General features: G+C 26.6%; 30 protein-coding genes. 17 read left to right on the forward strand and 13 right to left on the reverse strand.

The window, feature by feature from the left end; genetic code table 4:
- Window positions 1-25: 25 nt before the first annotated feature.
- The 4 genes from hprK to MSROBK_RS09385 all read left to right on the forward strand — a co-directional run bounded on the left by hprK (window position 26) and on the right by MSROBK_RS09385 (window position 4398).
- On the forward strand, window positions 26-949 hold the full coding sequence (gene hprK / locus MSROBK_RS09370) for an HPr(Ser) kinase/phosphatase (protein WP_040094226.1): 924 nt from the start codon (window positions 26-28) through the stop codon (window positions 947-949).
- Window positions 950-966: 17 nt separating this feature from the next.
- Entirely contained in the window at window positions 967-2172 is a 1206-nt protein-coding gene (locus MSROBK_RS09375) for a prolipoprotein diacylglyceryl transferase (RefSeq protein WP_040094228.1), read from the forward strand.
- Window positions 2156-3097, forward strand: coding sequence for a thioredoxin-disulfide reductase (gene trxB / locus MSROBK_RS09380; RefSeq protein WP_040094230.1), 942 nt, complete (start codon window positions 2156-2158; stop codon window positions 3095-3097). Before MSROBK_RS09375 ends, trxB begins: the two co-directional genes overlap by 17 nt.
- A 65-nt stretch (window positions 3098-3162) precedes the next feature.
- The gene (locus MSROBK_RS09385; protein ID WP_040094233.1) at window positions 3163-4398 is read left to right on the forward strand and encodes a phosphoglycerate kinase; all 1236 of its coding nucleotides are present in this window, start codon (window positions 3163-3165) and stop codon (window positions 4396-4398) included.
- Between the two features lie 37 nt (window positions 4399-4435).
- Here MSROBK_RS09385 and aguA read toward each other — a convergent pair whose 3' ends face one another.
- Genes aguA through MSROBK_RS11885 form a run of 3 tightly spaced genes read right to left on the reverse strand, consistent with a single transcriptional unit; the run spans window position 4436 to window position 7219 of the window.
- Window positions 4436-5524: an agmatine deiminase gene (aguA, locus tag MSROBK_RS09390; RefSeq protein ID WP_040094236.1), complete on the reverse strand. Its 1089-nt coding sequence runs from the start codon at window positions 5522-5524 to the stop codon at window positions 4436-4438.
- Complete coding sequence (locus MSROBK_RS09395; RefSeq protein ID WP_040094238.1) at window positions 5517-6932, reverse strand: APC family permease; 1416 nt, start codon at window positions 6930-6932, stop codon at window positions 5517-5519. The genes aguA and MSROBK_RS09395 overlap by 8 nt, the downstream gene beginning before the upstream one ends.
- 5 nt (window positions 6933-6937) lie before the next feature.
- Window positions 6938-7219: a Rossmann-fold NAD(P)-binding domain-containing protein gene (locus MSROBK_RS11885; RefSeq protein WP_052443550.1), complete on the reverse strand. Its 282-nt coding sequence runs from the start codon at window positions 7217-7219 to the stop codon at window positions 6938-6940.
- Window positions 7220-7452: 233 nt separating this feature from the next.
- On the opposite strand from MSROBK_RS11885, the gene MSROBK_RS14220 reads away from it, so the two are divergent.
- Both MSROBK_RS14220 and MSROBK_RS14225 read left to right on the forward strand, forming a co-directional pair.
- On the forward strand, window positions 7453-7905 hold the full coding sequence (locus MSROBK_RS14220; RefSeq protein WP_040092446.1) for an IS5 family transposase: 453 nt from the start codon (window positions 7453-7455) through the stop codon (window positions 7903-7905).
- Window positions 7890-8288 (forward strand): transposase family protein, encoded by a 399-nt coding sequence (locus MSROBK_RS14225; RefSeq protein ID WP_242441474.1) that lies wholly within the window; start codon window positions 7890-7892, stop codon window positions 8286-8288. Before MSROBK_RS14220 ends, MSROBK_RS14225 begins: the two co-directional genes overlap by 16 nt.
- Window positions 8289-8373: 85 nt before the next feature.
- On the opposite strand, the gene MSROBK_RS09410 is transcribed toward MSROBK_RS14225, so the two are convergent.
- Window positions 8374-8787, reverse strand: a complete 414-nt coding sequence (locus MSROBK_RS09410; protein WP_040094239.1) for a hypothetical protein — start codon at window positions 8785-8787, stop codon at window positions 8374-8376.
- Window positions 8788-9087: 300 nt separating this feature from the next.
- Between MSROBK_RS09410 and MSROBK_RS09415 the strand changes: the two genes are divergently transcribed.
- The 5 genes from MSROBK_RS09415 (at window position 9088) to MSROBK_RS09435 (ending at window position 11905) form a co-directional block, all read left to right on the forward strand.
- Complete coding sequence (locus MSROBK_RS09415; protein WP_084217950.1) at window positions 9088-9237, forward strand: hypothetical protein; 150 nt, start codon at window positions 9088-9090, stop codon at window positions 9235-9237.
- A complete protein-coding gene (locus MSROBK_RS09420; RefSeq protein WP_040092611.1) occupies window positions 9237-9485 on the forward strand; it encodes a hypothetical protein in 249 nt (82 codons plus the stop codon). Before MSROBK_RS09415 ends, MSROBK_RS09420 begins: the two co-directional genes overlap by 1 nt.
- A 242-nt stretch (window positions 9486-9727) precedes the next feature.
- Window positions 9728-10162, forward strand: a complete 435-nt coding sequence (locus tag MSROBK_RS09425; RefSeq protein WP_040094240.1) for a DUF3627 domain-containing protein — start codon at window positions 9728-9730, stop codon at window positions 10160-10162.
- Between the two features lie 152 nt (window positions 10163-10314).
- The gene (locus MSROBK_RS09430; RefSeq protein WP_040092609.1) at window positions 10315-10518 is read left to right on the forward strand and encodes a DUF2649 family protein; all 204 of its coding nucleotides are present in this window, start codon (window positions 10315-10317) and stop codon (window positions 10516-10518) included.
- A 373-nt stretch (window positions 10519-10891) separates the two neighbouring features.
- Window positions 10892-11905, forward strand: coding sequence for a hypothetical protein (locus MSROBK_RS09435; protein WP_040094245.1), 1014 nt, complete (start codon window positions 10892-10894; stop codon window positions 11903-11905).
- A 353-nt stretch (window positions 11906-12258) separates the two neighbouring features.
- Here MSROBK_RS09435 and MSROBK_RS09440 read toward each other — a convergent pair whose 3' ends face one another.
- A complete protein-coding gene (locus tag MSROBK_RS09440; RefSeq protein WP_040094247.1) occupies window positions 12259-13581 on the reverse strand; it encodes an Mbov_0401 family ICE element transposase-like protein in 1323 nt (440 codons plus the stop codon).
- Window positions 13582-13688: 107 nt separating this feature from the next.
- On the opposite strand from MSROBK_RS09440, the gene MSROBK_RS09445 reads away from it, so the two are divergent.
- The gene (locus MSROBK_RS09445) at window positions 13689-15425 is read left to right on the forward strand and encodes a hypothetical protein (protein WP_040094169.1); all 1737 of its coding nucleotides are present in this window, start codon (window positions 13689-13691) and stop codon (window positions 15423-15425) included.
- Between the two features lie 39 nt (window positions 15426-15464).
- Here the strand turns inward: MSROBK_RS09445 and MSROBK_RS09450 are convergent, their stop codons facing one another.
- The gene (locus tag MSROBK_RS09450; protein WP_040092749.1) at window positions 15465-15791 is read right to left on the reverse strand and encodes a S1 RNA-binding domain-containing protein; all 327 of its coding nucleotides are present in this window, start codon (window positions 15789-15791) and stop codon (window positions 15465-15467) included.
- Between the two features lie 442 nt (window positions 15792-16233).
- Between MSROBK_RS09450 and MSROBK_RS09455 the strand changes: the two genes are divergently transcribed.
- The 3 genes from MSROBK_RS09455 to MSROBK_RS09465 all read left to right on the forward strand — a co-directional run bounded on the left by MSROBK_RS09455 (window position 16234) and on the right by MSROBK_RS09465 (window position 18820).
- Complete coding sequence (locus tag MSROBK_RS09455) at window positions 16234-16899, forward strand: outer membrane protein assembly factor BamB family protein (RefSeq protein WP_040094248.1); 666 nt, start codon at window positions 16234-16236, stop codon at window positions 16897-16899.
- A gap of 69 nt (window positions 16900-16968) precedes the next feature.
- The gene (locus tag MSROBK_RS09460; RefSeq protein WP_040094250.1) at window positions 16969-18330 is read left to right on the forward strand and encodes a hypothetical protein; all 1362 of its coding nucleotides are present in this window, start codon (window positions 16969-16971) and stop codon (window positions 18328-18330) included.
- A gap of 10 nt (window positions 18331-18340) precedes the next feature.
- On the forward strand, window positions 18341-18820 hold the full coding sequence (locus tag MSROBK_RS09465) for a lipoprotein (protein ID WP_133165080.1): 480 nt from the start codon (window positions 18341-18343) through the stop codon (window positions 18818-18820).
- A gap of 14 nt (window positions 18821-18834) precedes the next feature.
- Here the strand turns inward: MSROBK_RS09465 and MSROBK_RS09470 are convergent, their stop codons facing one another.
- The 5 genes from MSROBK_RS09470 to MSROBK_RS09485 form a co-directional block, all read right to left on the reverse strand.
- The gene (locus MSROBK_RS09470) at window positions 18835-19767 is read right to left on the reverse strand and encodes a DUF3688 family protein (RefSeq protein ID WP_040094255.1); all 933 of its coding nucleotides are present in this window, start codon (window positions 19765-19767) and stop codon (window positions 18835-18837) included.
- The gene (locus MSROBK_RS09475; protein ID WP_040094257.1) at window positions 19718-20638 is read right to left on the reverse strand and encodes a hypothetical protein; all 921 of its coding nucleotides are present in this window, start codon (window positions 20636-20638) and stop codon (window positions 19718-19720) included. The genes MSROBK_RS09470 and MSROBK_RS09475 overlap by 50 nt, the downstream gene beginning before the upstream one ends.
- A gap of 289 nt (window positions 20639-20927) precedes the next feature.
- A complete protein-coding gene (locus MSROBK_RS14230) occupies window positions 20928-21326 on the reverse strand; it encodes a transposase (RefSeq protein ID WP_416375030.1) in 399 nt (132 codons plus the stop codon).
- Complete coding sequence (locus tag MSROBK_RS14235) at window positions 21311-21763, reverse strand: IS5 family transposase (protein ID WP_040092446.1); 453 nt, start codon at window positions 21761-21763, stop codon at window positions 21311-21313. The genes MSROBK_RS14230 and MSROBK_RS14235 overlap by 16 nt, the downstream gene beginning before the upstream one ends.
- A gap of 66 nt (window positions 21764-21829) precedes the next feature.
- On the reverse strand, window positions 21830-22417 hold the full coding sequence (locus MSROBK_RS09485) for a YhgE/Pip domain-containing protein (protein WP_040094260.1): 588 nt from the start codon (window positions 22415-22417) through the stop codon (window positions 21830-21832).
- 373 nt (window positions 22418-22790) lie between these two features.
- Between MSROBK_RS09485 and MSROBK_RS09490 the strand changes: the two genes are divergently transcribed.
- A complete protein-coding gene (locus MSROBK_RS09490; RefSeq protein WP_040094262.1) occupies window positions 22791-23351 on the forward strand; it encodes a hypothetical protein in 561 nt (186 codons plus the stop codon).
- Between the two features lie 130 nt (window positions 23352-23481).
- On the opposite strand, the gene MSROBK_RS09495 is transcribed toward MSROBK_RS09490, so the two are convergent.
- Window positions 23482-24510, reverse strand: coding sequence for a ribose-phosphate diphosphokinase (locus MSROBK_RS09495; RefSeq protein WP_040094265.1), 1029 nt, complete (start codon window positions 24508-24510; stop codon window positions 23482-23484).
- Window positions 24511-24646: 136 nt separating this feature from the next.
- Between MSROBK_RS09495 and MSROBK_RS09500 the strand changes: the two genes are divergently transcribed.
- Complete coding sequence (locus tag MSROBK_RS09500) at window positions 24647-24874, forward strand: NifU family protein (RefSeq protein WP_040094267.1); 228 nt, start codon at window positions 24647-24649, stop codon at window positions 24872-24874.
- On the opposite strand, the gene MSROBK_RS11890 is transcribed toward MSROBK_RS09500, so the two are convergent.
- Window positions 24867-25208, reverse strand: coding sequence for a hypothetical protein (locus MSROBK_RS11890; RefSeq protein WP_227991243.1), 342 nt, complete (start codon window positions 25206-25208; stop codon window positions 24867-24869). The two genes, MSROBK_RS09500 and MSROBK_RS11890, sit on opposite strands and share 8 nt — an antisense overlap.
- Window positions 25209-25490: the final 282 nt, after the last annotated feature.

The following is a 25490-nucleotide window of genomic DNA, read 5'->3' on the forward strand; positions in this document are numbered from 1 at the left end:
ATTAAACTACGAGGAGGAACTTAGGGTGGAAAAGTTTATTGTAAAAGATATTGTTGATAGATTTGAATATGAAGTTTTAGCAGGAGCAAAAGGACTTAACCGTGAAGTTAAAGTTTATGGTCTTAATCGTCCGGGGTTAGAGTTAGCAGGATTTGATTTTGAAAAAAATAATAGTAACCGTCGGGTAGTTTTATTATCAAATAAAGAGAAATTATTTGTTAATACATTAACTGATGAGATAAAAAAAGAACGTTATGAATATATTTTAAATGAAAACATTCCAATGATTATTTTGACAGAAAAGTTTACGGATAAAGTATTATTAACAATTGCCGACAAGCATGATTGTCCGGTTGTTTTAGCAAAAAATATTACCACAAGTCGTTTGTATCAAGTTGTCCTAGAATTTTTTGATGAACACTTTGCTCCAATAGTGGAAGAACATGCGTCATTAATTAATATTTTTGGGAAAGGAATTTTATTAAAAGGAAAATCTGGCATCGGAAAATCTGAGATGACATTAGAATTAGTTAAAAAAAATCATTTATTTGTTGGTGATGATCGGATTATTATTCAACAACGAAATAATAAGTTGTATGGGCAATCACATGAAATGTTAAAAAATTTAATTGAGGTTCGTGGTTTAGGGATTTTAGATTTAAGCAAAATTTATGGCTTACAAGTTTTATTAGATGAAACAACAATTGATTTAGTAATTGAATTGATTCATCTTGAGGATGAGCAATATAAATCAATCGACCGTCTTGGCTCAGAATATAAATATATTAAAATTTTAGATACACAAGTTCCAATTGTAACAATTCCCGTTACGTATGGACGAAATGTTAGTGAATTAGTTGAAACAGCTGTTTCAAAATTAAAATTAGAAGCAGCTGGTATCTCTTCAATGAAAACATTACAAGATCGTTTTAAAAAATATTCAAAATAGAAAAAGGAGTAGGGCTGGTGAATTTAGGAACATGAATTGCCCATGATACGTATGGGAATTGATTTCGACCATATTGATTTTTAATTTTTTGTGGCTTTGCAATTACAATTATTTTGTTGTGAGTTAATTTTCGTAAACGCCATATTCACACCCAAGGATTATATTTAGGAATCTTTGTTATTTCACCAATTGCTTTATTAGGAGCTAGTTTTTTTGGAAAATACGATGCTAAGAATCCAATTTTCTTTTTTACGTTATTTGCGTTTTGACAACCAGGAATGAGTATTCATGGTGGTTTAATTTTTGGTTTAATAACCGGGTGAATTTGATTTGGATTTGAATCACGGAAACATAATATTTCCATTTGAGTTTATGCTGATTTAATTGTTCCAAATATTTTATTAGCACAAGCAATTGGGCGTTGAGGTAATTTTTTTAATCATGAGTTATTGGGAGCAGCTGTTGCACGAGAGCAATTAATGTGACTACCAAGTTTTATTCGCGACAATTTGTTTAAATGATATGTTCCTGATCCAATCCCAAATAATTTTCACCCAACACAAGCGGTCGGAATTGGTGGTGGTCCTGTTGATCCAACTGATTTTAATAATGTGCAATATTTTCAACCAATTTTTTTATATGAATCATTTGCTAATATTTTATTATGAATTTTAATTGTGATTGCATTACCATTAATATTTCGTTATAGTTATTATTGACGGTTTAAAAAAGAAGAACCCGATTTTACGAAACTATCGTGAAAAGGGATTTGAGCAAAATGATATTATGATATTAAACCTGACCCAATGATAGTCAATAACCTATCACAGGAGGTAAATTTAAAAAAAGTTTATTTTAAAAATAAACATAAAATGACAAAAAAACAAGTAATGAAAACTTACTTTAAATATCACGGTGCACGTTTAAAACAAATTTTAAAAGCTGATAAACGAGAGTTAGAAAAAGTAGAAAACCCCCATCGATTAAAGATTTTCCGTTGTGGGATCCAAACAGGAATATACCTTGCTGGTTATAATATTATTCGGATAATTTTAGAAACACAACGTGATGATCATGATTTATTTATTAAAAATATGCGGATCCTTGATTATGTTATTCTTAGTTTAATGATTGGGATTGGTTTAATTTTAATATTATTTGCACAGTGAATAGCTGTTATGAAATGAAGAAAAGGCGGATGATTGTATGAAAAACAATACTAATGAAATATATGATATATTAATCATTGGTGCAGGACCAGGGGGGATAACTGCTGCAATTTATGGGGCACGGGCAATGGCTAAGATTGCAATGATTGAAAAAGGGGCTCCAGGAGGAAAAATAACAAAAACCAGTGAAATTGAAAATTATCCGGGGTTTGATAGTATTCAAGGCCCAGATTTAGCATTAAAAATGTTTGAACAAACCCAAAAATTAAATATTCCCTATTTAGCAGAACGCGTAACAAATATTACTAAAAAAGATAATTTATTTGAATTAGATTTATTATCAGGTAAAAAATTATTTGCAAAAGTAGTAATTGTGGCAACTGGAACTGTTGAACGAAAATTGGGAATTCCTGGGGAAATTGAATTAAATAGTCGTGGTGTTTCGTACTGTGCTGTTTGTGATGGTGCTTTATATCGAGGAAAAGATGTCGTTGTTGTTGGTGGTGGTTATGCTGCAATTGAAGAAGCAATGTATTTAGCACGGTTTGTTAATAAAGTTTATTTGATTCATCGTCGTGACCAATTCCGTGCGGATATGAACATTGTTAATAAAGCAAAGGCTAACCCTAAAATTGATTTTATTGTTGATAGCATTGTAACAGAAATTAAAGATGTTGATGCAAATCGGGTAACAGCAATTGTTGTCAAAAATGTTAAAACTGATGAAATAACAGAATTAGAAGTTAGCGCAGTCTTTCCATATATTGGTGCAATTCCAATTAGTGATTTTGCAAAAAATTTAGATGTCTTAGATGAAAATGGATACTTTATTGTTGATAATAAATGTTTAACAAAAGTGCCGGGGTTATATGCAGCTGGTGATGTGACGAATACAACATTGCGTCAAATTGCAACAGCTGTTAGTGACGGGGCAAAAGCAGCGCAATTTGCCTTAGAATATCTTGATAATTGCTGTTAAAAGGAAAAATTTACGATAAGATATATATTAGATAAAGCACAAAAGAAAGTGAGAAAGTAGTTATTATGAATAAAAAAGAATTAAAAGATGTTCAAGTTAATGGGAAAAAAGTTTTAGTTAGAGTTGATTTTAATGTGCCAATGAAAGATGGGCAAGTAACAAATGATAATCGAATCACAGCAGCATTACCAACAATTAAATATTTGCTAGAGCATCAGGCAAAAGTTATTTTATTTTCACATTTGGGAAAAGTAAAAACAGTAGCTGATTTAGAAAAATGTGACATGGCGACGGTTGCTAAAGTTTTGGAACAAAAGTTAGGACGACCAGTTAAATTTGTTGATGCTTTTGAAGGAAAAGAATTAGAAGCAGCAATTAATGAAATGCAAGAACAAGATGTTATTTTATTTCAAAATACCAGATTTGCTGACATTCTTGATAAAGATGGGCAAGTTAGTGTTGATGATAATGGCAATGCAACTGCAAAACGTGAAAGTAAAAATGATACAGCATTAGGAAAATATTGAGCGAGTTTAGGTGATGTTTTTGTTAATGATGCTTTTGGAACAGCGCATCGTGCTCATGCTTCAAATGTCGGGATTGCTTCAAATATTAAGGAATCATGCTTAGGATTTCTAGTTGAAAAAGAAGTAAAAATGTTATCACAAGGAGTTGATAATTCAGTTAAACCATTTGTTGCAATTATTGGTGGGGCTAAAGTTTCAGATAAAATTGGTGTAATTGAACATTTATTAACAAAAGCGGATAAGATTTTAATTGGTGGGGGAATGGCATATACTTTTTTTGCCGCCCAAGGTCATAACATTGGAAATTCATTATTAGAAGCTGATAAAATTGATATTGCAAAAGAGTTTTTAGCAAAAGCTAATGGGAAAATTATTTTACCAATTGATGCGTTAGAAGCACCAGAATTTGCTGATGTTCCAGCAAAAGTTACTAACGGAGTTGAGATTGATGAAGGTTATATGGGCTTAGATATTGGGCCAAAAACAATTGAGTTGTTTAAAAAAGAGTTAGCTGGTGCTAAAACAGTTGCTTGAAACGGACCAATGGGAGTGTTCGAATTTAGTAACTATAGTATTGGAACAAAAGCTGTTTGTGAATCAATTGCCGAATTAAAAGATGCTTTTACCCTAATTGGTGGTGGTGATTCAGCGGCTGCTGCAATTCAGTTGGGTTATAAAGATAAATTCACCCATATTTCAACTGGTGGTGGGGCAAGCCTAGAATATATGGAAGGTAAACCGTTACCGGGAATTGAAGCTGTTCAAAATAAATAGGACATAAAAAAGGACAATGTTGTCGTTTTTTTCTTTGTTAAAGTTGTTGTTGTGTAATACAGTGAATGTTTCCACCACCCAATAAAATTTCATAAGCATAAATTATTTCAATCTTATGATGTGGGAAAGCAGTACTAATAATATCAATTGTTTGTTGATCGGTTGCTAAATTAAAGATTGGTAAAATGATTGCAGCATTAGTGATGTAGAAATTAACATAACTACCAGCTAAGCGGGTATTTTCTAATCGTGCTTTAACATGTTCTTTGTCAACAATATCACTAGTATCTTCTCTTGTTGTATACATTGGTGTTGGAATTGGCAATTTAATTACTTTAATTTTACGACCCATTGCATCAGTTGTTGTTTCTAGCACTTTGAGGGCAGCAAGACTACGTTCATATTGGGGATCATTTTGATCATCAGTTCAGGCCAAGAGAATGGTTCCTGGTTTAACAACACAGCACATATTATCAATGTGGCCACTTGTTTCATCATTGAAAATTCCGTAGGGTAATCAAATTACTTTTTTAATATTTAAGTATTGTTTTAAAGCTGCTTCAATTTCTGCTTTTGATAAATCTGGATTACGATTAGGATTTAATAAACATTCTTCTGTCGTATATAAGGTTCCTTCACCATCAACATGAATACTACCTCCTTCTAAAACAAACGAAGTACGATAACGATCAATGCTTAAATAAGCACATACTTCAGAGGCAATTTTATCATCATTATCCCATGGAAAGTATAAGCCACCATTTAAACCTCCTCACGCATTAAAGACTCAATCAACGGCACGGACATTACCACTTTTGTTTTTTAAAAAGGCTGGACCAATATCACGCATTCAGGCATCGTCGTTTTCGAAGATTAAAATTTTAATGGTTGGATCCAATAATTTTTTGGCAATTTCTTTTGTTCGTGGCGAAGTAATCATTCTTACAGGCTCATATTTATTAATTGTATTAGCAACTTTTGCATATACAATTTGTGCGGGCTCAGCATTTTTTCGTCAATTATCAATTCGTTCCGGGAAAACCATTCAACAGCCTTGGTGTGGTTCGAATTCTCCGGGCATATAATATTCATCATCTTGCGGTATTGTTTTTAATAACTTATTCATGTTGTTGTGTTCCTCCTTTTTTATGTTTTCATTTGTTGTAACTAATTAAGATTTCTCCAACAATAATGACGATAATGCTCCCAACAATACAAAAGGTAACGTGTTGTCCGCCACTATTGAAAGCTCAGGTGTCATTCTTAACAACAATACTACCAAAAATAAACAAAATAACAGAAATAATAATAATGGTTGGAAGTAAAACAATAATTCATTGAACTCATAGGGGTCCTTTAATTTTAAATGACCGTTCAATATTAGGCTTGCTAAGCCGTAATTTAATATAGGCAGGAAAGATTAAAAAGTAAGGGGCTAAAAACATCAGCGATGAAAAAGCATATAAGGTTCAAAATAGGTTTGCAACATTTGGTGTTGCTGATAGCATTGCTCCGCCAATTAAAATAACAATAGTTGAAATAATACCGGTAATAATTGATGCTCATAATGGTGTATCATTTTTTAATTTAGAAGCAAAGATGCTTGGAAATTCACCGTCTTCAGCCGCCTCTTTAATTGCTAAGTTTGCGCCAGATGTTCAAGTAAGCATTGTTCCAAAGAAAGTAAACAAGATAAAAATAGCAACAATCATTGTGATTCATGGTGCTTTAAAAGCAGCACCAATTGATTGGATAATTCCATTTGCTTCATCAAGGTGGTTAACATTAACAATAATGTTAACAGCGGCGGTTCCAATTAAATAACAAATAATGATAATAATTCCACTAATTAAAATACTTTTTGGAATTGTTTTTTGGGGATTATCAATTTTATCAGTAGCATTACTTTGTAATTCAAAGCCAGAAAAATTATAAATAATAACTGGCAGAAAGATAACACCTGTTGATCAGGAAGGTAAAAAACCAAATTTTGCATCATTAATTAGAGTTGAAACTGGATGCCCATTTGCTAATCAGTAAATTGCACCCACAATTAAGGCAACAGTTACAATTAATTTTGCGACTGATGTTAAATTTGGAATTCATTTTAGTTTCTCTAATCGAATAAAATTTAATACGATTATAATTCAAGTTAGCAATAAGGCAATTCCAATTTGAATTCAAAAGTTTAGCGTATTATTAAAAAAGGCAAATGATAAGGTACTTGAAAAAGCTAAGTAAACAGATGACATTCATAGTCCAACGTTAATTCAATATAACCAATTTGTTCGTGCAGCTCATTTTCGTCCAAACGCTTTTTTCACTCAAACATACATTCCACCTTCAGCACCAAAGGTAGAACTTAATTCAGCACTAATAAAACCATAGGGAAGAAAATAAAAGATTGCGAGTAAAAATCAATAAATAATTGATGATCATCCAATTTTTGCAGCAGCAGCAAATGAGTCAAGGACAAAAATGGCACTAAAGTTAAAAAGGATAATATCAGTTATTTTTAATTTCTTTGTTTTCATAAAGATTATTCTTGATGATTAAAAGTATAACATTGTTTTCACGGACACTGAATATTATCTAATCAACTAGTAATATCACCACTATGATAAATTTTTGTAGATTCTGTGGCAATATCGAGGCGTGGATAGATAAAGTAAACTAACAAGACCAGTTGGGCAGTTAAACGGTTTTCAGCTTGTTGAAAAACAATTGATTGAGTTCAATCAATAACTTCATCCATAACTTCAATGTTTCGTGAAGCTGGCAAACAGTGCATAAATCTTGCTTGTAATCCCGATTTTGCCATTAGGGCATTAGTAATTTAATAAGTTGGTTTAAAGGCTTTTACACGTTCGTCTGCTTCATCTTCTTGGTCAACTCATTATCATAAATCGGTATAAATAATATTGGCATCTTTAACATAATTTAAATCTTCCGTAATTAAAATACTACCGCTATTGTTTTCTTTAATAGACTTCTTGCGATACCCTTTTTTATTAAAATATTATTATAAAATATAATTTATGAGGACATAAAAATATGAACAATAATAAATTTAATACTCTTAATGATAGAGAATGGTTAAGATTAACAGGAATAAAAAAATCCACTTTTAATAAAATGTTAGATATTTTAAAAGTTGCTGAAATAGAAAAATTTAAAAAAGGTGGTAAAACTAATAAATTATCATTAGAAAATAGATTATTGATGACTTTATTATATTGACGAGAATATCAGACTTATTTTCATCTTGGTAAAAGTTTTGATATTAGTGAGGCTAATTGTTATCGTAATATTAAGTGAATTGAAGATATTTTAATTAAAAACTCTGATTTTCAACAACTTGCTGGTAAAAAAGCACTAATAAATGATTATTTTAATGATAAAACTATTATTATTGATGCTACCGAAACTCCAATCCAACGCCCAAAAAAAGACAAAAACAATCTTATTCTGGTAAAAAGAAAAAACACACGATCAAAACACAAGTAATTATCGAACAAGAAACCAAAAAAATTATTGCAACAAGTTTTTCGCTCGGAAAAAAACATGATTATGCTTTATTTAAAGAATCAAAAATCCCAATTTTAAAAAATACCAAATTAATAGTTGATAGTGGTTATCAAGGAATACAAAAAAATCACAATAATGTTCTAATACCTACAAAGAAAACAAAGAAAAACCCTTTAAACAAAGAACAAAAGCAATATAATAGACTAGTTTCAAAAATGAGAATTATTATTGAAAATATTTTTGCTATTCTTAAAAAATTTAAAATTATTACAGAAAAATATCGTAATCGAAGAAAAAGATTTGGTTTAAGATTTAATTTAATTGCCTCAATTTATAATTTACAATTATTATATTTAACATAAAATATTTATTTAAAATTAAATAATTTAAATAATAAATTAATTTTTCGTTGTGGAAAAATATTAAATTTTTAAATAAAAAACATAATTAATTAAAATTATATTTTTCTATTAGTATCTTTTTTACAAATATTTGCAATTTTTTAACAAGTAATGCAAGAAGTCTAATGTTTGCTTTGGCAATATCAATTCACTCTGGTGGTGATTGATATTTTTTCGGGGCAATATAAACAAAGTTCATTCCCATTTTTGTCGTAATGTGCATTAACGAACTACAAACATTAGTTCGATCACCAATAAAAACAATTTTTAATTTGCTAAAGTCATTATTCAAATACAAGGTTGGGTCAGTGTGTTCTAAGATCGTAAATAAATCACATAAGGCTTGTGTCGAATGATTATAATCACTTAGGCCGTTAAAAACAGGAACATCAGCATTTTTGGCAATTGCCGTTACTGTTTCGTGTTTTCAAGCCCGTGTAAATTGTAAATTCCAAACCATAAAAAGTTAACTATCAATTTAGTTAACTTTTTTAAGTTAGTTTTAAGGAGTTGAAATTATGCAAACAAAGCAATATTTGATTTTGCGGTCGTTAGTGAAAAAGTACGGTAAAGATAATGTTATTAATACTGTCAATAAGATTGCAAAAGATATTGAAATTAAAAAGTAAAAGAATAAATTATTCCGCGTAATTTATTAGCGGATAATTTATTCAATAATGTTTTTTAATGGAGCAAAGCGACAACGAGCGGAGCGAGTTTGCAAATTTCAATTTTTTAATTTATTGAAAGGAGATATATTATGCCAGGTTGATTAACGACAATATTTAGTGTTGTTATTATATTAGGTATTTTTGCTTGAATTGGTTTATCGATTTATCAAAAAATTCGTCAAATTCGAGGAAAGAAAAAAGATAAAAAAGAAATTGAAAGTAAGGAGGATAAAAAATAATGTTAGGTATGTATTTAACAACAGCGGTTAATTTTTTAGCAGCAGATACTCCTACTATTTCAGATGGAATGGGTTCTATTTGAAGTGGATTAGGACAAGCAATGATGAAAGTTAAAGAAGCAATTTATGCTGTATTACCACAATTAATGACCTTTTTAGGTGATGCGTGAATTATTTTAATTCCATTTGGTATTTTTGTTATCATTAAGATTTTAAACTTTTTCCGTGTTATGGTTAAAGGATTTTAATATTTATTATAACTAATTATTTGTATTAGTTAAGGCACACTAGTTTATTTATATTTTATTAATTTATTATTTTATATAACTATTATTTTAAACTTAATAGTATTTTTCAGTGTGCCAATTTTTATCATTTTTATATTTAACAATGTTTATTAACAGTGTTTATTTAACAATAGATAAGCAATATTTAACAATATTTATAACATTGTTAATTAGAAACAATGTTTATTAAGGAGTTGATAAAATTGAGTAATTTTGTTAAGAAAAATCAAAATGTAGAAAATTATTTTATTCGTAAAGAATTGATAGTTTTTGAAACAGAAAAAGCAAGTTTTATAAATTTATCTAATCATAATCGCCATATTGGTTTTTGATTGAGTAATAAGTTTATTTATCCGAGTGAAAAACACTCAGAACAAGTAGCAATCGGTTTGATTTATGATAATTCTTATCCTATTGTAAAATATGATGAAAATTTAAAACGTCATGTATGAAAGTATTTAACTGGAACAGAATTAATAAATTTATACAATCAATATAAACAAAATTATTTTACACAAATGAAAAAAGCTTTATTTCAAAATGAACCTAAAAAAGTAAAAACGACTAACAATAATTTAACAAATTGAAGTGATGAAAAAGAACAACAATTAATTAAAGACCTAGAAAGTTTAAATTAAATGAGTTTATATGACTATTGAGTTCAATTTGTTAGTTATATTATTGGTTCAAATGCCCCTGAATTTTTATATGTTATATCTTTTGTATTATTTATTGTTTTATTTTTTGGAATATTTTTTAAACTTATTCAAAAAATGTGGAGTTTTTAAAAATGCAAAATGATTGAGAAAAATTAAAAGAGTTTTTTATTCATATATTTTTGTTTATTGACAAATTTAACGTTGAAAGTATTACAACTTGAAATTTAACACAAAATGAATATTTAACTCTTATGATTGGTATTTGAATTGTAATTTTATTTTTAACGTGGTTTTTATTGTGAATGGTTTTTAAAATAGTTAGTTGTTTTAAATAATTAAATTTTGTTATTATTATGGTTTTCTCTCCCCACAAAATTTTAAAATCTTTTTTTGAATATAATATATATTTTTATTATGAATGCAATAATTATTAATATAAATAATGTTGTAAAAAATATTTCTTTTGCATTTATTTGACTAATATTTTTAAATATTCATTTTACAAAATTAATTGTAGTAATTAATTTCTCGATAGGATTGATTAAAAAGTTTATAATTCCAATAAATAGGCAATAATATTGAAATTATTTTTAAAATTTTCTTAATTTTTATCACTTTCTTTTTTGATTTGTGGGGAGAGAAAACCATAATAATACTAGTTTAACCATAATAATACTAGTTTAATTATAAATAACTATTGGAGGTAAAATGAAAAAGTTCATATTTTTCTTAAAAAATTATTGTTATATTAGCGGTTCAATGATTTTGTTTAGTTTAATTGATTTATTACTTTGGATAATTTCATTAAATTATACTGGTTTAATATTTTGATTATTATTTGCTTTACAATGTGTTTATTTTGTTTGATGAGTATGAAAAAACATATTTTATCAGTTGAATGCTTTTCGGTTAGTTAATTTTGTTTGAGATAATCCGTTATCGGTAATTATTGGTAAGTTAGGAACGGGTAAAACTTTACTTTTAACTTATTTATCACAAACTATGAAATTATTAACAGATAAGATTTATAGTAATTATCCGTTAGAAGATGATAAAGTTAAGGTTTTAACATTTAAAAATTTAGATTTTACAGATAGAACAAAACCGGTTCCTCCTGATGATAGTGTTATTTTATTTGATGAAAGTTATTTATATATTGATAGAACTAGTCCCCACGATGAGAAAAAAGTTCATAGTGGTAAGATTCCGTGAATTGTTTTAGCAAGACATTTTGGTAATCGTGCTTTGTTTACTGCTCAGCGTGAGGGTATGATTTGGAACAATATTCGGCAATTAGCAAGTGGTATTATTATTCCAATTTCATTGAAAAAACCTATTGTTAAAAAAGGATTTAATTTTTTTAATCGTTTCTTTATTATGCGAATTGGTATTTTTCAAGATATTACGGATTATGAAATTTGAAAGACAAAATCAGTAGAACGAACAGCAGAAGGTAAGCGAGCAAAACATAAATCTGATGTTGGTTTAGGAATCAGGTTTTTTAAGATAATTATTCCGTTAGAATTTGCACAGAAATATGATAGTCAATGATTAAAGTTTGTTCGTGATTTAAAAAATGATGAAATAGTTAATAAAAAAGAATATTATTGGTCAGAAATTACTAAATTAAGTGTTAAAGAGCGTTTAACATTGTTTGATATTGATATTTTGAAAAAGAATTTAAAACCTAAAAAAGAAAAAGGAAGTGGTAAAGATGATTAATTTATTATCAGAAAGTAGTAATTGAGATAAAATTTTTAGTTTTATTTTTGATGTATTTTTGTTTATTTTTGATGTAATTTGAAATACTAAATTGCCAATGACAAATACAACAATTGCTTATTTTATTATCTTTTTTATGGTAGTATACATTATTTTGAGGTTTTTAATAAAATTAAGTAATTAGAAACAAATTAAGTTTCGCTTATAATTAAATGATAACAAAATTTATAAAAAATTCAACTTTTTTAAAAACATAATTTTTATTTGAATAAATAATTTATAAATTTATGAATTTTGATACACTAAAAAATACTTTTTAAAGTTATTACTAATTTTAAAAGGTTTTTTATTTTTTATAAAGATAAAAATTGCTTTTTAGATTGATTTAAATTAAATATATTAAATTCAATTTTTTCTTTATTTTTATTAGTTTTATCAATTTTTTCTTCATTTGTTTTACTATTAAGTCTTAACATTGAAGCAATTAACATATTGATAAATGTTTCTTTACAATATATTTTCGCGCCACGCCCCTTAACTGCCTTAATGTAGTGTGATATATCACCTTCCATGTGACAACCAATATTATATTCTAATGCTTGATTTTCAATTCCTTCTTTATTATTTTTAATTAATTCAATAGTTTCTAATAAAATTTTCTTTTTATTATCAATAACATAGGGCAAATGAAACATTAAAAAATCTAATAATACTTCATAATTTCCAGTAAAAAAATATATTTTTGATAATTTATATTTTAATCTATGAATTTGGTTTTTCTTACGATTTGGGAATAATTCTTTAAATCTTTTTACTAAATGAAATTTATCTAAACTATATGATACGGTGTTTTTTTTATTTTTTGCTTTTATTGCTATATAAATTTTTTTAATTTGTTTTTCACCATCACTTAATATTAATATTTTAGTATCTTCATTAATATCATAAGTATCCATTGATTTAAAAATTTTATCAATAAAATTATCAATATTAGATTTATCATTTTTATTCTTATGATTTTTATTCATCATTTGAAAAACGCCTTTTTTCTTTTTCATTTTTTTTCTGTTTTTTGTTGATTTTTCTTCATCAACACCAACATGCATAGTTGAAAGAAATATTTTATTTTCAACTCTTTTTTTATTTTCTCACATAGGTTCAAATGCCCCATCAATTTGAATATATAAAACATTATTTGGAATTTTAATTTTATTGTTATTTTTATTACTAATGTAATCGGTTTCTTCTAAATCTGCATTTTTAAAAATATTAGATATTGTTCTTTCACTAAGATTAGCGTTTTCGACAGTATCTAAAATATCTTTATATCTTTTTCCATCGCCTAAAAATGAAGTAATTTTATTTATTAAATTTTGTTCATTTCTTTGGTATTTTTTTAAACCTAATTCTTCATCCAAAGGATAGCGGTTTATATATTCATTTTTTTCTTCATCATATTTAACATATCTTCGTCTTTTTAAAGTTATATCTCCATCTTCTGTTTTAATTGTTTTTGGTATTTTTGATACAACCTTATATCCTTGTAATATTTTTCCTTGTTGATATAATTTAAATATCTCATTATCTCTTTCAATCAAGAAATTTTTAGTTTCATTGTTTGTTTCTATTATTTTATTTTCTTTATAATTTCCTAATAAATTTTGTTTTAATTCCATTTTATAATTTCCTTTCTTAATTAAAAAAATATTTTAAATTATGCTAGTTAATAAATTATGATATTTAATACTTAATATTATTTTATCAAAATGGGGGTACATGAAAAATGCAGGATTTTACAAAAATTAATAACAAAAAACGAATTACTAGTTATGAACATTTAAATAAAAAATATGATTTGAATTTTAGTGACTATAATTTTGGTTTTGATTGAGAAGTATTTAAAGAATTTGTTGGTGATAGTTATGCCCGATATTTTACTTCGCCAACTTTTTTTAAGTTTGTTTCAGCGGGGCGTGGTACTAATAAAACATGAAATCATTTAGCAGAAAAATTATTTTTTGCTTGTAATTTTACAGATGCTTCATCTAATATTTTACGAAGATATGCCAACACCCACGAAGATACTACATTTGGCGATACAATTAATGTCTGTAATTATCTATATGATAAATATGGGATTGATATAGGACCCGACAATGAAAATGGTATTGTTTGACCTAAAAATGTTAAAGAAGGCGGCGAGATTGTTTTTCCTAGTGGTGTTCGCATTGCTTTTGCGGGTTATGCTAATGGTAATAAAATTATGGGTAAAGTTGGTAAAGGTAGCGGTATTATATCGGCGTGAACAGATGAAATGATACATGCCGAAGAAAAAGAAATCTTAACTGATAAAGAATTAGATAAAAGATATAATAATTTAAGAGTTTCAATGTTTCGTTCTAAAAGTTTAAAAGTATCTTATGAAAAATATACCGATGAAAATAATAATGAACAATATAATCTAGATAATTCTATTCCTGTAAAAGAATTATCTTGGACATTTCAAGAATGAGATAACATAGCAAAACAACATATAACAGTAACAACATATTTTCATAAAACATATTCTAATCAATTTACTTTTAATCCTTTTGATAAATACCATGTATTTTATGAAAAATTTGTAACCCCATATTTACCCTTAAATGAAAGAATTAAAAATATTTTAAAAGAACATAACCAAGTATATTCAGAAAACAAACAAGCATTTAATGGTTTGGGTATTTTTAATTTACGATTAACAATGGGTTCTGTATGAAATAAAATACCTGATATTACTAAAAAACTTGTTTTAGCAAATAAAGAAGAGCGACCTGATTTATTTGAACTTGAATACTACGGTTTTGAATATAACGATAATGACCCCAGTATTTATGTTTTACGAAATTATCGTAAATATATTAAAGAGTATAATTTACAAGATTTTTATAATTCCAATACAAAACAGTATCAATTTGATAGTTATTCAATTGGTGTGGATTATGCTAATGGTAGTGAAGACCATACAGTGTTTTTATTTAGTGGTTATAAAATTAATGAAAATAATGAATATGATAAATATTTAATTGAAGAAAATGTTGTTACACCTAAAAACACAATGAATTTAAATGAAATAGTTGAATATTATGGACAATGAATAATTAATACATTTGATAAATTTGATGATTTTGAATATGCTACATTTCATTATGATATTAATGCCCACGACTTTATGCAAAAATTACAAGAAGATATTTATCCTTATTTGGGTTATAAAATTAAAATGTTTAAAGCCAAAAAACATCAGACATCCCTTAATAAAGAAGCAGGTATAATAAATCGTGTAACATGAATAAGAAAAATGTTTGTTCAAGGCAAAATATATGGCACATTAGATAACTTTCCATTTTTAGATAAATGCATTAGTGAACTAAGATTTAGTGACACCAAAACAAACACACCCGATAGTAAAATGTATCATGACCCATATGATGCTTTGTTTTATGGTTCTTATCCATATCGTTTTAAAATGAGAATATAAAAAAGGTTTTTAAAACCTTCTAACATTTATAAATTTTATTTACTTTTTATTTATTAAATAATTGGTATTTAATGACTTTTCTAAACTAGGTGATTTTTCTTGTATTTCATTACCATCATCATTTTTCAATAGTTCAGGATGACAATTTTTATAACTTAATTTAAGATGTTTTCTAACTGTATTAAAATCTAACACCTCAACTTCAATTTCATCACCAATATCAAAAAAATCTTTAATATCTTTAACAAAGTAATCTGAAACTTCACTAATATGGATTAAACCATCAGCCTTTTCTGCTCTACAAAAAGCACCATAAGGTGTAACGTTTGTTATTTTAACATTAACTTTATTTCCTTTTTTATACATAAATTAAATATACTTCCTTTCTTTAAATAATTTAATTATATCATTAAGACTATAAAAAATCATTTGCAGGAATTGGGCGAGCGGTTGATTTTCTTAAATTTTTGTGATAAAATGACTTACAAGTTAAAAAAATTTTTGAGATTCTTTCAAACAAATTTGGGAACCTTTATAAAATTCTTCGCTTAACGCTTAGAATTTTTCCCAAGTATTTTGAAAAGCGCGGCAAAAGTTTTTTTAAACTTTAAGTTATTTTTCACAAAACTATCGAAAATCACCGCGAGCCCAGATTAATGCAGTATAATCACAATAATAAACATATATTCACCTCCTTTCTAAAATAAACATATTTAAAAATGCTTGACTTGCATATATATATATATATATATAATGTCAATGGATCTTGATAAAAAGTTTCAAGATTAAGAAAAGGAAAAATACAGTAATGAAAAAATTATTAAGTTTATTAAGTGTAGTAACCATTGCCGTAACTAGTTTACCAACAGTTACCGCCGCTAGCAATTATGAAAAAGCAGAAGAAAATAAATTAAAAAATATTGCCAATAATGAAGAATTTAATACAAATAATTTAGAAAATTTAAATATAGTTAAAAGGGGAAAACCAGTAAATAAAAAAAATATTATTGGAATTCGAAAAGTTGTCATAACAACAAATGGTTGGGTTATATCTTCTGGGGTTGTGTTAAATAACAAAGTTTATTTTGGTTCAACTGACCATAAAGTATATGAATATGATCCAGCAACTGGACAACAAAAAGTTGTCATAACAACAAATGATGGGGTTAGATCTTCTGGTGTTGTGTTAAATAACAAAGTTTATTTTGGTTCAAATGACCATAAAGTATATGAATATGATCCCGCAACTGGACAACAAAAAGTTGTCATAACAACAAATTATTTGGTTAAATCTTCTGGGGTTGTGTTAAATAATGAAGTGTATTTTGGTTCGAATGACAGTAATGTTTATGAATATAACCCATTAACAAACCAACAAAAAGTAGTAATTACAACAGATGCTTTTGTGGAATCTTCTGGGGTTGTGTTAAATAACAAAGTTTATTTTGGATCTGGTGATCATAATGTTTATTAATATGATCCCGCAACTGGACAACAAAAAGTTGTCATAACAACAAATCATCCGGTTATATCTTCTGGTGTTGTGTTAAATAATAAAATTTACTTTGGTTCGGATGACGGTAATTTTTATGAATATGACCCATTAACAAACCAACAAAAAGTAGTAATTACAACAGATGCTTTTGTGGAATCTTCTGGGGTTGTGTTAAATAACAAAGTTTATTTTGGATCTGGTGATCATAATGTTTATGAATATGACCCATTAACAAACCAACAAAAAGTTGTCATAACAACAAATAATTTTGTTAAATCTTCTGGGGTTGTGTTAAATAACAAAGTTTATTTTGGTTCGGATGACGGTAATGTTTATGAATATAACCCATTAACAAACCAACAAAAAGTTGTCATAACAACAAATGCTTTTGTGGATTCTTCTGGGGTTGTGTTAAATAACAAAGTTTATTTTGGATCTGGTGATCATAAAGTGTATGAATGTCTTCCATTAGAATTATATGATTATAATATAATTAATATGGAAAAGATAGTAAAATTAGGAATATATGTTATTCAATTAAAACAAAATTCTAATTTTAATATTGAAAATATATCAAATATTAATTTAGAGGGCTTAACAGTTTCTGATATCTCTTTAAAACAAAAAGAAAATGGATACAAAGCATTTATTAAAAATGAAAAATTAGAAAATGTTTGTCAAAATATTAGTGCTACATTTACAAATAATAGTAATATTGAACAAACACAAAGTACAGCTTCTTGTTCTGAAAAAATTGTAGAAACAAATACATTTCAAAAATTAAATGGATTTTCAAAAACAGAAACAAAATCAGATTCAACAACTACCGGAACAAGTAATTCGAAAGCTGATAAAAAAGCGTGAAGTTGAAATTGAAATGCCAAAGTTGGTGTAAAAACAAAAGCTAAGGTTGGGCTTCCTTTAGTTGCCGAAGGAGAAGTTGAATTATCTGGAGAAATTGGTGGAGGCGAAACACGTGGAGAAGATACAACTTATACTAATTCTGAAAATGAGGGAAAAACATTAACTTTTAATGTTGGTGATATTTCAAATTCAGCAGATACACAAATTCATACAAATACAAAGGATATAACAATTACAATACCATCTCAACCAGTAAAAATACCGCCACATAATACATATAGTATTGATGTTAAATCAAACAAAGAAATAACAGAATTTACTTTATCTTTAAATCAAAAAATCTACGGAAAAATTAGTGCAACAATAATTGAGGAAAATTATAATAAATTAATTGATATTTCAATTAAAGATATTATGTCTGCTTTACAAGAAAATAATTTATTAACTGAAAAAATAACGATAAATAATAATGATAGTAGTGTTAATTTTGTATACGATGTTAAAATTACAAAAGAAGCAATTAAAATTCAAACAATAATTGAATAATCACAATAACATGAAAAAAATATTAAGTATTTTATCAACAATCACTTTAATTGTAACAATTACAACAAGTTTAGTTGCTTGTAATACACCACAAGAATATACACCCGAAGAATTAGTAAGATTAAAAGAACAAAATAGCAAAATTATAAATGGCAATAAGTTAGAATGAATAGCACCACAAGAAAAACCATTTATTATTGTTGATAATAAATATTATTTTGTTGTATGACGAGGTAATGAAAATAATGATTGACGCATTGTTAAATTTAAACATTTTGAACAAAAAGAAAAAATTTTAGATAAGTATAATAAATATGAACTTAAAACATCACATTTTGGTGGTGATTTATTTATTTATAAAAATGGATTTGTAAGTTATGATTGAAATAAAGATAATGGAACTTATTTTAAATCAGTTTATCGTTGAAATAGTGACGATAAACCAAATACAGATGTCGAAAATCAATTAAAAAGTTATTTAGATTTATAAATCTAAATAACTTTTTATACTTCTAATGCAATTAAAGATAATTTTTCATTGTCCTTATTAAATAATTGTAAATTATTAATATTAATTTGTTCTTTTACAGGTGAATAAGAAAATATCACACTATTTGATTGTTTTAAAAAATTAACAACTGCAATATTTGAATATGATTTTTCATCTTCAACACCATTTTTTCAAAGATATCAGATATCAAATTCTATTAATTGCAAGTATGTATTTCTATCTTTTCCGCTGATTTTAGTTCCGATCGGAGTATTTTGAATTAGTTCTAAGTTTATATCTTTTCCTTGAATAATTTTTTCATTTGGTTTTTCAATAAAAATTCTGATATCATAGTTTCCATAATTTCATATTCCAGATATTTCAATTTGATTTAAATTAAATAATTTTTCATGCTTTTGAAAAGTTATTTCAATACTATCTTCAACTAAATTTTTAATCATATTCATTCAAACTGCTTTAGAATAAAGTAATCTATATCATTGCGAAAAATAGTTTAAATAGTCTTCTATTTTGTTTTTAGAAATAATTAAATTAGTTAAATACTTACCATATTCTCCATCGGATAATTTAATTTCTGCTGGAATAAGAGAAGGGATATTGTTTGTTTCTAATTCATTTGTTATTGGTAATCAATTAAAATAATTGGCTTCTAATTGATAAATAGGATTTTCTGAGATATCTTTGTTTTTAACAGCCACTTTAATCTTATCATCATTGTTGCTGATATTATTTTTATTTTTTAAATTTCAGTCTGTAATTTGTCCTGTTTTTAAATCAATAATTGGTAAATTGGGCTCATTTTGACTATTTCAACGATAAACTGATTTAAAATAAGTTCCATTATCTTTATTTCAATCATAACTTACAAATCCATTTTTATAAATAAATAAATAAATCACCACCAAAATGTGATGTTTTAAGTTCATATTTATCATACTTATCTAAAATTTTTTCTTTTTGTTCAAAATGTTTAAATTTAACAATGCGTCAATCATTATTTTCATTACCTCGTCATACCACAAAATAATATTTATTATCCACTTGATTAAATGGTTTTTCACTTGCATAAACTTCTTTTCAATAATTTTTAGGTGGAGTAGGTCCACCAGAAAAATTAAAATATGATGAATTTAACAGTACTTGACAATCTTTAAATTCTCAATAACCATCTTCTATTTTATTGGGCGTTGAAACTAATTCAAAATAATAAGGAGAAAATAATTTAACATCGTCATTATATCCTTTATTAATTGCATATTTGCTATAAACATAATTTGATAACATATAAATAATTTGTTTAAATCTTTTTACAGCATTATCATTTAAAGATTTATAATTATCTAATTTTCAGTTTTCAAATAAACCATCATTTACATCTTCTGGTTTTTGTCCTTCGAATTTTTGGCGTAATTCAGCCGCTTTATTAGTAGGATTCCCCTTTTCATCGTATTTTGCTCCTTGAAATTTTCTATCATAATTATAACGATATGTTAAATAATTCAATAAAACAATGTTTAATTCTTTAACATCTAATAAACCCAAAATATCATTTCCTTGAATATACTTTTTTGCAATACTTCATGGTAAAAAACTTTCAGTAAATCAATATTGAAATATTCTTAAATTAGGGTTTGTTTCAATTGGCATTGATAATAAAGGCACTAAACTAGCATTTTCAATATTTGATGGGGGATAAGAATAAATACCATTAATATTGCCTCAACACTTAATATTTCCAAATAATATCGCTTTAGGATATTTAATTTCAATTCCAGTAAAAACAGTATCTTCGGGCAATGATTTTTGTAATACTAAATGAATACTATTTTGGTTTTTTCATTTAAAGTCAGTTATTTTAATTAAATGAGTAGATTTAATAATATTAACACCATCAGCTGAATAGGGTCTTTTGTATTCTTCAATAGACTTCTTGCATTACTTGTTAAAAAATTGCAAATATTTGTAAAAAAGATACTAATAGAAAAATATAATTTTAATTAATTATGTTTTTTATTTAAAAATTTAATATTTTTCCACAACGAAAAATTAATTTATTATTTAAATTATTTAATTTTAAATAAATATTTTATGTTAAATATAATAATTGTAAATTATAAATTGAGGCAATTAAATTAAATCTTAAACCAAATCTTTTTCTTAGATTACGATATTTTTCTGTAATAATTTTAAATTTTTTAAGAATAGCAAAAATATTTTCAATAATAATTCTCATTTTTGAAACTAGTCTATTATATTGCTTTTGTTCTTTGTTTAAAGGGTTTTTCTTTGTTTTCTTTGTAGGTATTAGAACATTATTGTGATTTTTTTGTATTCCTTGATAACCACTATCAACTATTAATTTGGTATTTTTTAAAATTGGGATTTTTGATTCTTTAAATAAAGCATAATCATGTTTTTTTCCGAGCGAAAAACTTGTTGCAATAATTTTTTTGGTTTCTTGTTCGATAATTACTTGTGTTTTGATCGTGTGTTTTTTCTTTTTACCAGAATAAGATTGTTTTTGTCTTTTTTTGGGCGTTGGATTGGAGTTTCGGTAGCATCAATAATAATAGTTTTATCATTAAAATAATCATTTATTAGTGCTTTTTTACCAGCAAGTTGTTGAAAATCAGAGTTTTTAATTAAAATATCTTCAATTCACTTAATATTACGATAACAATTAGCCTCACTAATATCAAAACTTTTACCAAGATGAAAATAAGTCTGATATTCTCGTCAATATAATAAAGTCATCAATAATCTATTTTCTAATGATAATTTATTAGTTTTACCACCTTTTTTAAATTTTTCTATTTCAGCAACTTTTAAAATATCTAACATTTTATTAAAAGTGGATTTTTTTATTCCTGTTAATCTTAACCATTCTCTATCATTAAGAGTATTAAATTTATTATTGTTCATATTTTTATGTCCTCATAAATTATATTTTATAATAATATTTTAATAAAAAAGGGTATCGCAAGAAGTCTAATATTTAATTGTTGTTGCAATATCACCAATTGATGTTGTTAAAGTTTTTGAATTTTCATCATATTTTTTATTATTAGTAATAACACTATCAACCAATGAAGAATAACGATAATTAAGTTCATACTTATTTGGATCAAATCCTTCACTTTGGTATCATTTGCTTGCTTGCCCATTACATTCTTCTGAGCTTTTTGCTTCTAAATAACCAACTTTAACTGCATTGTCAATAAATTCAGTTCCACCTTTACTATTAACATAAGCAACACAAGTTGCATCATCACGGTTTACAATTGCCATTGGTACTTTTGAAATATTAGCAACTGGATCTCAAACTCCAGTAATACAAATAATTCCATACAAAAAAGACATAAAACAAATTAATAAAAATCGCAGCAAATGTTTTTTATCACGGGCAATAGAATTATATAATTCTGTTTTAAAAATTCCCCCAAATGTTGCACGTCCATATTTAATGTTATCCGTAGTTTGTTTTTTCTCAGATTTAGGATTAACAATTTCATTTTGATCAGGCGAAGCGTTTGGATCAATATCTTCACTAAGATCTTTTTCAGTATCTTTATTCATGTTAAAATAACCCCTCTTAAATAATTACACTCATTTATTAATATTAACATAAAAGGAGGTACTAATCAATATAAAAAATTGACTAAAATAATACACGATGTAAAAATAAATTGCAAGAAATTTTTCTTTTATTTTTTAAAATTTGTAAATAAATTTTAATTTTTTTGGCATTGTTAAATGTAACAACATTTAAAAAACAATTTTAAAAAATTCTTATAAAGCATACCAGATTGTTAAAAAATATGGTGTCGTAAAAATATATGTAAAAAATGAGGAACAAAATGAGTACAAACAAATTAACAACAACTTCAACCCTATCACAACAAAAAAATATACTGTAGAAAATCAAAAGATTTTAAATGAACTATTAGCAATGCGCTTAAATGCACCAACGATTGAAAGATTATTACGTTTTAAAAAAGGACTAACACAAGATCAAAAACAACTCCTTTTATCAATTACAAAAAATTTAACTCCCGGTCAAACTTTGGAATTGCCAAAAACACCAAAACAAATTACAATCAAAAAAACTAATAATAAAAAAGAAGGAAAAATTGTTGCAATTAAATCACAGCAAGTTAAACCGCCTTCACAATTAGAGTATATTAATGAACAGAAACATAAACGAATTACACAAAAAATTAAAAAAACTAACTATGCCGGTCGTACAATTTCAAAGCAAGAAAGTATTCATCAAGCACCAACTAAAAAGGAAGCAAAACAACCAAACAAAACAGAAACTAACAAAGCAAAAAGCATTAATTTGAAAAAGAAGGAAGTAAAAATAAAACAACCAAACAATAGTAAAAAATATCAAATCACAAATAATGGCCCCTTCTTTGATTATGATCCAGGTTATGTGCGACAATATAGTCGTACAACATTATCATTTTTAGTTAGAGCAAATTACAAAACTTGAAATAAAGTAAAATAACAAAATATAGTAGGTTTTAGAAAACTACTATATTAAAATTAAAAAGTTTAAGGTCTATTTTTTAATTAACCTTAAACTTTTTTAATAACTATTTTAGTATCTTATTTTTATTTAATATATTAAATGACTGTTATTTTATTCCTTTAATTTTTTCTACTAATTTTTTAATTTTTTCATTACATTGTAGATAAACATCAGATAAACTACGTTTTTCAATCATTGCTTTAATCATTTGTGAAATTAAGCTAGCAATTGAAATAACTTCTAACCCATCAAAGAGACGGTCACTATTAATATCAATTGTATTCGTAACAATAACTTTTTTGACAGTTCCATTATTGATGATTTCAGTTAATCGTTCTTTTGCTGGTGGTGAAAAAACACCATGACAAGCTAATAAGTATACTTCTTTTGCACAATTTTCTTTTAAAGCTTTAGCGGCATTGCAAATTGTTCCTGCTGTATCAATCATATCATCAACAATAAAACAAATTCGATCTTTAACATCTCCCAACACAAATTGAACTTCACTAACATTTGGTTTTGGGCGACGTTTATCAATTACCGCAATATTCCCGGCCAAACTCCCTAACCGATTAGCAACGTCACGAGCACGAACTAATCCACCATGGTCTGGTGAAACAATTGTTACTTCTTCAGTAATATGATCTTCTTCGAATTTACGAATAATTGTTGTTGCTAATTCTTGTGTTGAACGTAAATCGTCAACAGGAACATCAAAAAATCCCATTGATTGTGGTGAATGTAAATCAACAGTCATCACTCTTGTTGCCCCTGCTGTTGTTAACATATTAGCAACTAACTTACAAGTAATTGGTTGACGGCCACGCGCTTTACGGTCTTGTCGCGCATAACCAAAATAAGGAATAATCACATTAATGCTTTGTGCACTTCCGCGTTTTAAAGCATCAATTGCAATTAATAACTCCATCAAATTTTCATTAACTGGCCATGATGTTGATTGAATAATGTAAACATCTTTGCCACGAACTGAATTCATTGCTCGTACTAGAATTTCTCCATCAGCAAAACGAATAGTTTCTATTTCTTCTCTTTTAACACCTAACATATTACAAATTTCATCTGCTAACTTAACTCCAGCAGACAGGCCATATATACTAAAACTCTTTTCTTCCATTAGTCCTCCTATAAAATTTTGGTATGAGATAAAAATTCAAATTGAATCCTTACTTAATTATATACTTATCCATAATAAATTAAACAATCTTTTATTAGAAAATAATAATGATATAATAAATAATGAAGGTGATAAAATGACACAAACAAGTCAAGCAAAAGATATTATCGATAATCTTCGCCCCTATATTAACCAAGATGGTGGGGACATTGAATTTGTCGAAGTTAAAGATAATGTTGTTTATGTTCGAATAGCTGGGGCATGTGTTGGCTGCGAATTAATTGATTCAACAATTAAAGATGGCGTTGAACAAATTGTTAAACAAGAAATGCCTGACATTAAAGCAGTGGAAGTTATTATGTAACTTCTTTTTTTGTTTGTAAATATTCTTGTAAGACAATTTTTTGATCAACCCGTTCTGGAACAACCATTCCTACTAATTCCGCTAATTTTACTTCCACTTGTTTTGGATAATAATACTCACCACTAATAAATTTAGCAGTAAAATAAACAAGAATAATTAATCCAAAACAACTAAGGGCACATCCTAAATATAAAAATAAAATAACAGTTTTTAGTGTTTTTAAAAATGCATCGTTTTCAACAAATGGTAAATTTCAATTTATCGCTAAATTAATAAAAATACCAAAATGATTGTCAGCAAAAACACGAATTAAAAACTGAACTAAAAAAGTCATCAAAGAATTTAGTGCCGAAAAACAACCAGTTACCGGTCGGTTTCGAATCCGATAATTCCACATAATTGCTAAGGAAAAAAAACCCAAATAATACTCCTAAAGCAAAACCATTTAAAACTTGCAATCCCAACAAAACTTCTGGCACTGAAATTGTTGCGGCTAAAATGAAATATACTCCTCAAATAGCAAATGCTAATATTAGTGAATTTTTAATTCCAACCTTTTTAACAAAAAAAATGATATATTAATGCGGCACCAACAATTTGTGCAATTCACCAAATT

It is taken from the genome of Spiroplasma poulsonii (assembly GCF_009866525.1).
GTDB classification, from domain to species: domain Bacteria; phylum Bacillota_I; class Bacilli_A; order Mycoplasmatales; family Mycoplasmataceae; genus Spiroplasma; species Spiroplasma poulsonii.